Origin of the sequence: Streptomyces coeruleorubidus, from assembly GCF_028885415.1 — a bacterium.
In the GTDB taxonomy this organism is placed as follows: Bacteria; Actinomycetota; Actinomycetes; order Streptomycetales; family Streptomycetaceae; genus Streptomyces; species Streptomyces coeruleorubidus_A.
Window position 1 is genome coordinate 1 of the sequence record NZ_CP118527.1, and the last position, 12126, is coordinate 12126.

Annotated in this window: 9 protein-coding genes and 4 pseudogenes; 6 read left to right on the forward strand and 7 right to left on the reverse strand. The window is 70.8% G+C overall.

Annotated features, from left to right (window positions below; genetic code table 11):
- Positions 1-1049 (reverse strand): bifunctional succinyldiaminopimelate transaminase/glutamate-prephenate aminotransferase (locus PV963_RS00005; RefSeq protein WP_274813616.1); only part of this gene is annotated, 1049 nt, incomplete at its 3' end.
- Between the two features lie 127 nt (positions 1050-1176).
- Positions 1177-1494 (reverse strand): ferredoxin, encoded by a 318-nt coding sequence (fdxA, locus tag PV963_RS00010; RefSeq protein ID WP_010047804.1) that lies wholly within the window; start codon positions 1492-1494, stop codon positions 1177-1179.
- Between the two features lie 140 nt (positions 1495-1634).
- Between fdxA and PV963_RS00015 the strand changes: the two genes are divergently transcribed.
- Together PV963_RS00015 and PV963_RS00020 are read left to right on the forward strand one after the other, a co-directional pair.
- Positions 1635-2651, forward strand: a complete 1017-nt coding sequence (locus PV963_RS00015) for a GNAT family N-acetyltransferase (protein WP_274813617.1) — start codon at positions 1635-1637, stop codon at positions 2649-2651.
- Positions 2652-2681: 30 nt separating this feature from the next.
- Positions 2682-3532 (forward strand): annotated as a pseudogene (locus PV963_RS00020) (tetratricopeptide repeat protein).
- A 126-nt stretch (positions 3533-3658) separates the two neighbouring features.
- On the opposite strand, the gene PV963_RS00025 reads toward PV963_RS00020, so the two are convergent.
- The 5 genes and pseudogenes from PV963_RS00025 to PV963_RS43745 form a co-directional block, all read right to left on the reverse strand.
- Entirely contained in the window at positions 3659-4018 is a 360-nt protein-coding gene (locus tag PV963_RS00025) for a hypothetical protein (protein ID WP_274813618.1), read from the reverse strand.
- An 87-nt stretch (positions 4019-4105) separates the two neighbouring features.
- Positions 4106-4390 (reverse strand): hypothetical protein, encoded by a 285-nt coding sequence (locus PV963_RS00030; RefSeq protein ID WP_274813619.1) that lies wholly within the window; start codon positions 4388-4390, stop codon positions 4106-4108.
- Positions 4391-4538: 148 nt separating this feature from the next.
- The gene (locus PV963_RS00035) at positions 4539-7178 is read right to left on the reverse strand and encodes a hypothetical protein (RefSeq protein WP_425541003.1); all 2640 of its coding nucleotides are present in this window, start codon (positions 7176-7178) and stop codon (positions 4539-4541) included.
- Positions 7179-7496: 318 nt separating this feature from the next.
- Positions 7497-7696 (reverse strand): annotated as a pseudogene (locus PV963_RS00040) (DUF6113 family protein); the annotation flags it as partial.
- Positions 7697-8194: 498 nt separating this feature from the next.
- Positions 8195-9033, reverse strand: a pseudogene (locus PV963_RS43745) (endonuclease/exonuclease/phosphatase family protein).
- A 246-nt stretch (positions 9034-9279) separates the two neighbouring features.
- On the opposite strand from PV963_RS43745, the gene PV963_RS00050 reads away from it, so the two are divergent.
- The 4 genes and pseudogenes from PV963_RS00050 (at position 9280) to PV963_RS00065 (ending at position 12114) form a co-directional block, all read left to right on the forward strand.
- Positions 9280-10146, forward strand: a complete 867-nt coding sequence (locus tag PV963_RS00050) for a GNAT family N-acetyltransferase (protein ID WP_274813621.1) — start codon at positions 9280-9282, stop codon at positions 10144-10146.
- Positions 10147-10212: 66 nt separating this feature from the next.
- Positions 10213-11433: an IS701 family transposase gene (locus tag PV963_RS00055; RefSeq protein ID WP_274813622.1), complete on the forward strand. Its 1221-nt coding sequence runs from the start codon at positions 10213-10215 to the stop codon at positions 11431-11433.
- Positions 11434-11612: 179 nt separating this feature from the next.
- Positions 11613-11917, forward strand: a pseudogene (locus PV963_RS00060) (transposase); the annotation flags it as partial.
- Positions 11918-11991: 74 nt separating this feature from the next.
- The gene (locus tag PV963_RS00065) at positions 11992-12114 is read left to right on the forward strand and encodes a hypothetical protein (protein WP_274822296.1); all 123 of its coding nucleotides are present in this window, start codon (positions 11992-11994) and stop codon (positions 12112-12114) included.
- Positions 12115-12126 lie beyond the last annotated feature (12 nt).

Consider the following 12126-nt stretch of genomic DNA (forward strand, 5'->3'; position numbering starts at 1 on the left):
GTCAGGGCCACGCGGACGAACTCGGCGCCTGCCGGGCCGTAGAAGTCGCCGGGGGCGACCAGGATGCCTCGCTCCGCCAGGTGGGACACCGTGTCCCAGCAGGATTCGCCCCTCGTCGCCCACAGGTAGAGGCTGGCCTCGCTGTGGTGGATGCGGAAGCCGTGGGCGAGGAGGGCCTCGCGCAGGAGGCCGCGGCGGGCGGCGTAGCGCTCGCGCTGGACGCGGACGTGTTCGTCGTCGCCGAGGGCCGCGATCACCGCCGCCTGGGTCGGTGCCGACGTCATCATGCCGCCGTGCTTGCGGATCTCCAGGAGGGGAGCCAGGACCGCGGGATCGCCGGCCAGGAACGCCGCGCGGTAGCCGGCCAGGTTCGAGCGCTTGGAGAGGCTGTGGACGGCGACGATGCCCTCGTACGAGCCGCCGTTGACGTCCGGGTGCAGCACCGAGACCGGGTCGGCCTCCCAGCCCAGCTCCAGGTAGCACTCGTCGGAGAAGAGCAGGATGCCGTGCTCGCGGGCCCAGGCGACGATCCGGGTGAGCTCCGCCTTCGCCAGGACCTTGCCCGTCGGGTTGGACGGGGAGTTCAGCCAGAGGAGCTTCAGGCCCTCGGGGTCCAGCTCCGTCGGGTCGTCGTAGACCTGGTACTCGGCGCGGGCGAGGCGGGCGCCCACCTCGTACGTCGGGTAGGCCAGGCGCGGGTAGGCCACCCGGTCGCCGGGGCCGAGGCCCAGCTGGGTCGGGAGCCAGGCGACGAGCTCCTTGGAGCCGACGATCGGCAGGACGTGGCGGTGGGTGACGTCCCGGGCGCCGAGGCGGCGCTCGACCCAGCCGGTGATCGCGTCGCGCAGCTCGGGCGTGCCCCAGACGGTCGGGTAGCCCGGGGAGTCCGCCGCGGCGACCAGCGCCTTCTGGATCAGCTCGGGGACCGGGTCGACCGGGGTGCCGACCGACAGGTCCACGATGCCGTCCGGATGGGCGGCGGCCGTGGATTTGTACGACGTCAGCTTGTCCCAGGGGAAAGTGGGGAGACGGTCGGAGACTGCGGACACGGTTTCTGGCTCACTTTCTGGTACGTACGAGCCTTCGCGGCAAACGCCTCGGCCCCGTACGGCGATCAGGGCGTGATCGGGCCGTACGGGACCGAGGCGGCACGGATGTGCGGGCCGCTTGCGGTGACTAGGCCTGCGGCGGCAGCGCGGCGATGAAGGGGTGGTCGCGCTCGATCAGCCCCAGCTTGCTGGCACCGCCGGGCGAGCCGAGCTCGTCGAAGAACTCGACGTTCGCCTTGTAGTAGTCCTTCCACTCCTCCGGAGTGTCGTCCTCGTAGAAGATCGCCTCGACCGGGCAGACCGGCTCACAGGCACCACAGTCGACGCATTCGTCCGGGTGGATGTACAAGGACCTGGAGCCCTCGTAGATGCAGTCGACCGGGCACTCCTCGATGCACGCCTTGTCCTTGACGTCGACACAAGGCTGCGCGATGACGTAGGTCACGCTGTCGTTCCTCCTCGATAGGGCGCTGGCGGGCCTCCTCAGGCTCCGCCGCCTGGCGCGCGGGAGCGCGGCGTCGTCGATGCCCGCCCCTAGTATCTCCGTTCCTGGGCATGATCCGAACAGGAGGGGTGAACTGACCTGTGGAAATCTCTGCCGCCGGGCGACTCGAGGTCCGTATCACCGCTGCTGACGTGGGCAAACGGGTCTCCGTACGGAGCTTGATCGAACATGCACCTCCAGGTGAGAAGTTCACCGACACGGTCGGGGTTCTCACATCATGGGACAAAGGTGTGTTGCTGATCACACGGAAGGGTGGCGAGAGCGTCCGCATCGTGGAATCCGCGCTGGTCGCGGGCAAGGTCGTACCCGCCGCACCGGCGCGTCGCCGCGGTCCGGCCGCCTCCTACGAGGAGCTGGCCCGGGTCGCCGCGCGGGCCTGGCGGCCCGTGGAGAGCGAGCTGCTCGGGGACTGGGAGCTGCGGGCTGCGTCCGGGTTCACACGGCGGGCGAATTCGGTGCTGCCGCTCGGTGACCCGGGCGTGTCCCTGGACGAGGCCCTCGACGCCGTTCGGCGGTGGTACGCCGAGCGTGGCCTGCCCGTCTACGTCCAGACCGCGACCGGTGCCGAGGGCACGCAGGAGCTGCTGTGCGCGGAGCTGGAGGCGCGGGGCTGGGTACGGGAGGTGACCGCCGAGATGTGGGTCGGGCCGCTGGCGCCGGTCGCCGACCTCGCCGAGCCCTCGGGGGTGGTGCTGTCCCGGGAGGCCGACGAGGCGTGGCTGGCCCGGTACCAGCGCAAGGGCGTGAGCGAGGTCGCGTTGCGGGTGCTGGGGAGCGGGCCTTCGGTGTGGTTCGCGACCGTGACCGGTTCGGCTGAGGACGAGGCTCCGGCCGCCATCGGGCGGTGTGTCGTCGACGGGCGGTGGGCCGGGTTCGCCGCCGTCGAGGTCGATCCGGATCTGCGGCGGCAGGGGCTGGGCACGGCCGTGATGGCGGCGCTGGCCCGGCGGGCCCTCGACGAGGGCGCGTCGGCCGCGTGGCTCCAGGTCGAGGCCGAGAATGAGGGAGCGCGGGCGTTGTACGCGGGGATGGGTTTCGCCGCGCACCACGCGTACCACCACTACCGGGCGCCGGATGCCCGCGCCTTTGGCCGGTAACCGATCGTCGTGAGAGGGCACGAGCCAGCTATGCGTCCCCCGTATCCCCCGCCCCCCGAGCGTTCCGCCGAGCTGCGGCGGTGGTTCGCCGAAGAGGCCCGGTCCGAGCGGCCCGATCTGTCGACGCTGTGCCTGCTGGTGGGCGCGGAGGCGGACGGAGCGCTGGACGAGGCGGGCATGGACGCCGCGCAGGTCGAGCTGGACCGGCTGGCCGGGCTGCTGCCGTACCGGCCCGGGGGCCGCGGGCGTGGGCGGTCGCCCTGCGGGAGCTGCTCGGTGACCGGCTGGGGTTTCACGGCACCCCGGCGGACTACCGGCGCCTGGAGTCCTCCCTGCTCCACGAGGTGCTGGTGCGGCGTCGCGGGCTGCCGATCCTGCTGTCCGTGGTGTGGATGGAGGTGGCCCGGCGGGCCGGGGCGCCGGTGTACGGGGTGGCTCTGCCCGGGCATTTCGTGGTCGGGTTCGGACCTGACGAGGGGCAGGTGCTGGCCGATCCGTTCGACGGGGGGCGGGTACTCACGGGGGCGGACGCCGAGTTGATGGTTGCCGGGGCGACGGGGACGCAGCTTGATCCGTCGATGCTGCGGCCGGCCGATCCGCTGGATGTGGTGTTGCGGATCCTGAACAACGTGCGGGCGTGGGCGGCGGCTCGGCCGGAGCGGTCGGATGTGGCGCTGTGGGCGGTCGAGTTGTCGTTGCTGTTGCCCTCGCATCCAGCTCGGTTGCGGTACGAGCGGGCGCAGTTGCTGGTGGGGCGAGGGGATTTTCTGGGCGGGGCCGTGGAGCTGGAGGCCTACGCGGAAGTGGTGCGGGCAGTGGATGAGGGGGCTGCCGAGCGGGTGCGCGGGGAGGCTCACGCGGCCCGGGCGATGCTCAACTGACGCCTGCTCGCCGTAGGGGCCTTGTTCACGACCAGCCCTTTTCCCGTGCTGCTCGGACCGCCTCCGCGCGGTTTCCGGGCCTCGCCGCGGCAGCCGCCCGTGCGGCTCGTCGCGGTCGTCGTCCCGTCAAGGCCGGTGTAGGCCTTGGTGACCGCGTCCGTCATGAGGGCCTTGCGCTTTGGGGTCGGTGACCCCGTAGCGCCGCTCATTGGCCGAACGCGGTACGCCGAGCCGCTTCAGACGAGCGGGCCAGGTGTATCCCTTCGCCTTCACGCATGTCCCCGCCAGCTCGTCGACGGCCTGGTCGAGAACTGCTCGCTGCTCCGCGCTGACGCCGTAGGTATCGAGGGGGAGGATCGGCACCTGAACACCGGCAACGGTCTTCGTGGGCGGGGAGGAAGAGATCTCGGGTTCGCTCACCGTCAGGCCACCCGATTGGCATCCCGACAGCATCACGACGGAAAGGGCGGCAACGCCGGCGGCCACTGAGCTCTTCCGCATCAGGTCAGACGCTTCCTCCGATGGAGAGAACCCGAACGGGATGCGCCCCGGGAACGGGGCGCATCGTCGCGTTCAGTTCGGGCAGGCGGAATTCGAGCCGAAGCAGTGCGAACTCGCCGCGTTGTCGAGGGACAGGGACACCTGATTGATGTGATCGCCCGGGGGAATGGCGTTGAGCGCACCGGTGTAACCGGAGTGCTGGTAGAAGTGCAGCAATGTGTCGGGGTCCATGTTCTTCACCGAGGACACGGTGTTGTCGAGGGCCGTACCGGTGCCGTAATAGGTGCTGCCGCTGTAGTTGGTCTTGCTGTAGAGCGTGTCGTACAGGCCGCCGCTGTAATTCGCGAGTCTGTACAAACAGCCTCGCCGCCGCCCGAAGACTCACACGTCCTACGAGAGCAGGAGGGATCATTTTCGGTCATTCGAAAGCAGCTGGATTCCCGCTAGACGGGCTGAGGGGGCGCCCCGGCCATGAACCCGGGGCGCCCCCTCAACCTGCTCACGGCTAACTGGGGTTGGTGTCGATCACACCGACGCGGTCCGCCGCCGTCTTGCCGAGCAGGGCCGGTCGCATGGCGCCGATGACGTCGTCGGGCGTCACGGGAGTCTTCTTGCCGTTGCCCCGCGTGATCAGCACGTCGTCGTAGGCGCCGCCGTACAGCTCCTTCAGCGCGGCCTTGTCGTAGTACTCGACCAGCTTGTTGTCGACGGCCTTGACGCGGAGGAACCTCCACAGGGAGTTCTGGGGGCTGAACTTGACCTCCACCCCACCCGCCTCGACCGTGACAATGCCCGACATCGCCGGCTTGGCGAACTTGTTCATCATCCGGTCGACCTCGGCGTTGGAGATCTTCGGCTGCTGGGTGGTCGTCGGGATGGCCACCGAGGTGGCCGAGCCGGTCTCCACCTGGGTGCGGTACGCCTCCTCGATCGACGCGGTCGCCTTGGCGACGTCGATGCCCTTGCCGGGCTTGCCGTAGACGGGGACGGCCTTACCCGGCTCGAACTTGATCGTGCCCTCGGTGACCGAGCCGGCGCCGCCGGCCGCGCTCTCCAGGGAGGCGTGCAGCTTCTCCTCGTCGACAGGCATGACGGGCGTGACGACGCGGTGGTTGCCGAAGAGCGAGCCGATCACGGAGACCGGGTTGTAGTCGCTCTTCGCCGCCGCGTCGGCCGTGGCGTCCATGTCGAACTGGAGGCCCGCGTTGTCCGGGTCCAGGGCGACGGTCTTGCCGCCCACCGACAGCTTCAGCTCCTTGCCGACGCGGTCGTCGAAGGCCTCGTCGAGCTTCTTGACCGCGCCGTCGCGGGTCGTGCCGCCGATGTCGACGCCGAGCACGGTGGTGCCCTTGGGTACGTCGGTGCGGTTCATCAGCAGTCCGGCGCCGTAGACGCCACCGGCCATGACCACCAGGCCGGCGGCGAGCAGCACGAGCTTGTTGCGCCCCTTCTTCTTCGGCGCCTTCGAGGAGCTCGCCGGGGGCGGGGAGACCGGCTCGGGCAGCTTCGGGGCCGTGTGGGGCACCGGGCCGTCGCCGGGAGCGCCCGGGCCGTACGGCGAGGCCGCGCCGGGCGGTACGACGGGGATGCCGCTGGTGACGGTGTGTCCGGAGACGTTGTCGTGGCGGGGGCCGTAGCCCTGGCCCTCCGGCGGCTCGGGGGCCGGCTTCTGCGGGGTGAGGATGGCGGTGTCGTCGCTCATCCCGCCGCCGGGGCCGTGGCCCGCGGCGCCGTGGCTGGTGGGAGCGGAAGCGCCGGGGGCGCCGCCGAGGGGGCCGGGGCCACCGGGGCCCGAGGGGGCGCCGGGGCCGCCATGGCCTCCGGGGTTGCCCGTACCGCCGGGGCCGCCAGGACGCCCGGGGTTGGCCGTACCGGCAGGTCCGCCGGGTCCGCCCGTGCCGGCGGGGCCGCCTATGGCTCCGGGACCGGCGGGTGCGGCGGGGTCGCCCGGCCGACCGGGGTCGTTGAAGGCGCTGGGGCCACCCGGCGTGCCGGGGCCACCGGGCGTACCGGGGCCACCGGGCGTGCCGGGGCGACCGGGCTCGTCGAAGGCACCGGGGCCACCGGACCTACCCGGCTCGTTGAAGCTGCCAGGACCACCGGAGCGACCAGGATCGCTGAAGCCACCGGGGCCGCCAGGAATACCCGGCTCATTGAAGGCGCCGGGGCGACCGGGCTCGCTGAAGCCGCCGGGGCCACCGGGGCCACCCGGCTCGTTGAACGCACCGCGGCCACCAGGACCACCCGGCTCATCGAAGGAACCCGGCCCACCCGGACCACCGGGCTCATTGAAAGCACCAGGCCCGCCGGGGCCGCCCTGCTCGTTGAAGCTGCCCGGCCCGCCGGGGCCGCCCGCCGGGGGGACCATCGGGCCGTCCCCGGTGACCGGACCGGTGGTCGGGCCGGCCGGGCCCTGTGTGCCGGGGCCGCCGGGCCCGCCCGCGTCGCCGAAGCCGTTGGGAGCGCCCTGGCCGCCGTAGCCGCCCTGGTCGTTCCCGCCGAGGCGGTCGTTCTCCGAGAAGTACGGCAGGTCGTCGCGGCGCGTTTCGCCACCGTCACTGCCCGGGGCGGGACGTGAACCGTTGCCGAGCGGGCCCGCCGCCAGTGCCTCGGTGACGTCGAAGGAGCCCGTGCCGCCGCCGTGCCCGGGCGCGACGGGGCCGCCGGTCGCGCCGCCGGGGAGCCCCGCACCGTTCGTGCCGCCGGACCGGGAGCCGCCCGGCCTGCTCATGGAACCGACCACGCCTCCGGGCCGCCCGGCACCGGAGCCACCCGCAGCGGGGCCGCCCGAACCGGTACCACCGGCACTCGGACCAGCCGCACCGGGACCACCCGCCGCCGGACCCGAACCGCCCGGCAGACCGGCCCCGTTGGTGGAGCCGCTCCCCTGACCGGCCTTGCCCGAGCCCGACTTGCGGGGCGCGAACCAGTCGCTGGTCGGCTTGTCCTCGCCGGACCGGGCGGGCTCGGCAGGAGACTCGACCGTGCCGGTGCCTCTGGGCGTGGCGGCGCCCGGAGCCGTCGCGTCGTTGCCGGCGTCGGCGCCGGTGTCGCCGGAGGCCTCCGCATCCGCGACGGGCTTGCGCACGACCACCGGCGGAATGGGCCGGGACCCGGGGATGTTGATCCGGATCCGGGTCGTCAGCGTGGTCTCGGTCTTGCGTTCCTCCGGCCGCGTGGCCGAACGGCCCGCTTCCGTACCGCCGTCGGAGACCGTCGGGGTCCCGTACGGCGGCGTACCCGACGGGTAGGCGGCTCCGCCGCGCCCGTTGGGCCCGGAGGACGGAGTGTCAGTTTCACGACTCAAGGCAGGTTCTCCCGGTTGGCTCCGCCGCCCGACACAACCTCACGCGGGCAGCTCGGCGGCGCGCACCACCATACTGGCCACTTCTCACCCGCATCTCAGGACCGCTGGGGAAACTCACACCGGACCCCCACGGGCGCGTCCTGGCGAAGTGGTACGTCACTTGCCAAGTCGGACGGGGTCGCCGTCCGGTTGCCGCCTCGGGGCGAGGGTGGCACAGATCACAGCCACGCCGATGCCCCGAGCAGGAAGAGATAGGAGCCGGCCCCCGCCGCGAACAGGAAGTCGCCCTCCGGGCGGCTGGCGGTGAGCAGGACCACGGCGAGCATCCAGCCGGCGGCGGCCGCGACACCCCCGGCCGCCCGCGGGTGACGGAGAAGGTGCAGCGCGTCGTGGTGGAGGCGGGCAGGGCGCGGAATGTGACGGGCGCGGATCGACGCCCCGGGTTCTGTGCCTTGTTGGTGGCTGCTGGAGTGATATCCAAGGCGGAGTCCCTCAACTGTTGAACAGCGCATGCGTGGCTGGGCTGCGCCGTGCGTGAGGTGGGCAGAGGGCGTGGCAGGTCTACCCGGCCGGCTGCCGGCAGTTCTCGCTATCCACGCCGGAGGGCAGTTCGCGTACGGAAGTGAAGGCCGTCGCCTGCGGGCCCGCCCGCCCGCATCAGGCCGCGCCCCGGGCCATGCCCTGGCCCCTGGGCGGACATCGACCGCCGGCGGGCGGCATTTGCGCTGTGAACTCGTGATTTGCGCTGTGAACTCGTGGCCATCACATGCTCGCCATGAGTCAGGGCACTTCTTGGTGATTACGCACTGGCCCGTACCCATGGGCTCCGAGCTGCCAGCGGTCCCGGAGACGCTTCAAGCCGGGTGCAGGTCGGTGTGCAGCAGGTGGTGGTCCGAATACGGGGTGGGTTGCACGCGGTGCTCGAGTGGGGCGATGCCCCGCAGGAAGATGTAGTCGAACTTGCTGTGCCAGTCGGTGGTCGGCTTGCAGGTGCCGGTGGGCGAGGGATGACACTGAGGGTCTGTGTCCGCGGCCAGTGACCATATCCGGGTGAGTTCGGGAGCATCCGGCACCGCGTTGAAGTCGCCGAGAACGATTGCGCGGTCGTGCCGGGCGACGTCTGCGGCCAGCACCCCATCTGGTCTGCCCGGACTGCTTCCTGACGTCGTTGGGCGAGGTGTGTGTTGAAGACCCGGACCCGCTGGCCGCCCACCATGGTCGTGACTGCCATGTACCCACGGTCCTCGGATCCGCCCTCGGGGTATTCCACGTGGACGCGGTCTGTCATCGGTGCCGCCGAGAGAACCGCCTGGCCGAAGCCCCCAGGATTCCACGGCACTCCCCCGCAGCGACCCCAATCCTGAAGAACCGTCCCGTACTCGACGTGGTAATCCAGCCCGTAAAAGCCCCTCAGATAATTCCGGATCCTCTCGACGTCACGCACGCACGCTTCCTGCAGACCGATGACCTGGGGCGCATACGCGGCGATCTCCGCCGCCCGGTCGACGTTGCTCACCTCGCAGGGATTACAGATGTTCCACGTCATGACCCGGTTCGGGACCATGTCCCTGACGTCAGCGACAGGCAGCGACTTGCCGAAGAGGCCACTGCCCGGTGCGCTGGGGCCGACGAGCACCACACACGCCACGGCCATGGCACCCGCAAGCAACCGCGTGCTCCTGCCGAACACCATCGCCTCCCCAACGCGCCCACCCTGGCATCTGACGTCTCCCAGCACGAGATTAAGGGACGGGGCGTTCAGCAACACATGCTTCCGGCCCCACAAGGCGGCCGCGGGCCCGGCTGCTGGCCCCGCAGTGCGCGCCTCCCGCCGAGGGCCGCGGCCGGGACCGGATGCCGACAGGTCTGCTGCGGGGCGTGCACCCGCGCGTCGGAAACCGGGTGCGGTCTGTCGATGCCGTGGTGTGTGATCGGGGGTATGGCGATTGTGTTGGGCAAGCCGGGAGTCGACGAGCTGGGCCAGGCTGTGGGCGTGCTGCGGGAGTGGCAGTACGAGGGGGCGCCGATGCAACTGCATCCGGGGGACCTGGGCTGGTTCTGGCGGTCAGGTGCGGAAGCGACCGCCGCGGCCGTAAGGACGTGGCGCCGGGACGGACAGATTCTCGCCGTCGGGCTGCTGGACGGTCCCGGGCTGTTGCGGCTGACGATGGCGCCAGACGCTCAGCGGGACGAGGAACTGGCGCAGCAGTTGCTTGAGGACGTGACCGAGCCGGAGCGTGGCGTGCTGCCCGAGGGAAAGGTGAACGTCGAGGCGCCGATGGGTGCGCTGGTCCAGGATCTGCTGTTCGAGGACGGCTGGAACACCGACGAGCCGTGGACGCCGCTGCGCCGTGACCTCACGGAGCCGGTGAAGGACCCCGGCGTGCGGGTCGAGGTGGTCGGGCCGGAGCAGGCGCATGTGTTTGCCGCCGTGCATCGGGCAGCGTGGGACGGGTCGAGGTTCACGGACGAGCGCTGGCACGCGATGGCGGCCGGATTGCCGTACGCCGACGCCCGGTGTCTGGTCGCGTACGACGACCGGGGCGACGCGGTGGCGGCGGTGACGGTGTGGTCGGCCGGTCCGGGGAGGCCCGGGTTGCTCGAACCGATGGGCGTGCACCGGGAACATCGCGGTCACGGCTACGGCAAGGCGATCAGCGTCGCCGCGGCGGCCGCACTCCAGGAGCTGGGCTCGTCGAGCGCGATCGTCTGCACCCCCAGCTCCAACGTCGGTGCCGTCGCCACCTACAAGTCAGCTGGCTTCCAGCAATGCCCCGAGGTCCGGGACCAGCACCGGGACGCCTAGTAGTGCTTCGTTACGTTGCGTGATCTCGGCTGATCGTGGGCAGCTTCCCGAAGTGAGGTTGGGGAAGTGGAGCGGCTCCGGGGCGAGTTGGCGGAGTTCGTTGCCGATGTGTTCGGGTCGGTTCCGCGGCGGGATCAGCGGCGGTGGGGCGAGTGTTATCTGCGGGGCCTGATGCTCGACGGCCGGCGCAAGTCGATCCAGCCGATGGCCGAGCGTCTGCCGGACGGCAATATGCAGGCTCTGCAGCAGTTCGTGAACCAGTCGCCGTGGGAGTGGACGCCGGTGCGTCAGCGGATCGCCCGACGGTTGTGCGAGGTGATCCAGCCCGAGGTGTGGGTCGTCGACGATGTGTCGTTCCCCAAGTGCGGCACCGCTTCGGTGGGGGTGGCCCGCCAGTACTGCGGAGCGGTCGGCAAGCGGGCGAACTGCCAGGTCGCGGTCAGTGTCCATGCCGCCACCGACACTGCCTCGTGCCCGTTGGAGTGGCAGTTGTATCTGCCGCATGAGTGGATGGACGAGCCGGACCGATGCCGCAGGGCAGGAGTCCCCGACGACGTGGTGCACCGGGAGAAGTGGCGTCTCGCGCTCGGTCTCCTGGACACACTCGCCGAGTGGCAGTTGAAGGCGCCGGTCGTGGTCGCCGACGCCGGCTACGGCGTCAGCACGCCGTTCCGGCTCGGTCTCCAGGAGCGAGGGCTGTCCTATGTCCTGGCCCTGAACGGCAAGGAAGTCGCCCACCCGGAGGATGTTGAGCCGCACCAGCCTGCTTATGGCGGGCTCGGACCGCCCACCCTTGCCCGCTACCGCACCCCACCGCGAGCCGTCTGCGTCCTCGCAATGGAGGCGGGTGCGCAGCGGTTCACCGAGGTGACCTGGAGGCAGGGCAGCAAAGGCGCGATGACCTCACGGTTCGCGGTGCTGACGGTGCGGCCCGCGGGCAAGCAGTCCCTGGCCGCAGCGCAGGAAGCGGGCGGCGGCCGCAACCGGTGGGACGGCGTCCTGCCCGTCCAGACACTCCTCGTCGAATGGCCGGACGGCCAGGACGCTCCGACGGACTACTGGATATCGAACCTGCCTGCCACCACACCGGCCGCAGACCTGGTGCGGTGGGCCAAGATGCGCTGGCGCATCGAGCACGACTACCGCGAACTCAAACACGGCCTGGGACTGGATCACTTCGAGGGCCGCACCTGGCGCGGCTGGCACCACCACGTCACCCTCGTCACCGCCGCCCAGGCCTTCCTCACCCTCAGGCGGCTCGACCCAAAAGCCCAGATGCCGGCCTGACTCTCTAGCAGGTCCTCGATGTCCTTCAGGACCTGCTGAGGTGCTGGACCGGCATCTGCACCACCTGCGGCCGACCCCTCACCACACGCAGACACAGAGCCAGAACCTAACGAAGCACTACTAGGTGTGCTGTTTGGGCGATCATGTGACTGCCCCCTGCCTGGGTCGTTGTTGCGAGCATGGGACGGGGCGATCTGACGGATGCCGAGTGGGAACGGTTGCGGCCGTTCCTGCCGGTGAGCAATGGACGTTGTGGCCGGTGGCGGGATCTTCCCGAGAAGTACGGCCCCTGGAAGACCGTCTATGAACGCACCGCCTGTGGTCGGCCGACGGCACGTGGGAGCGTCTGCTGCAGCAGGTCCGGGCCTGGGCCGACGCCGCGGGCGAGATCGACTGGGACATCTCGGTCGACTTCACCATCGTGCGGGCTCATCAGCACGCGGCCGGTGCCCGGACCGGACCGCCGCCGGCGCCCGCGTCAAAGGGGGCCGGAACGGCAGAACACCAGGGCGAAACACCGTGGCAGAGCCTGCTCACCCGGCTGGTGGAGGTGGTCCGGTGCACGCGTCCACTAACGACGAGAGCTGTCTGCCCGATGTGCGGCTGGCTCCAACCCAATTTGTCAGCGGCCGCCATCTGCTCTGCGCCGAGAAGCAGCTCCAGCACGGCGTCACCGGCTGACGAGGTGAGCCA

Coding starts and splice junctions, on each gene's coding strand:
- PV963_RS00050 (WP_274813621.1), top strand. CDS start 9,280: ATGGCGATTGTGTTGGGCAAGCCGGGAGTCGACGAGCTGGGCCAGGCT.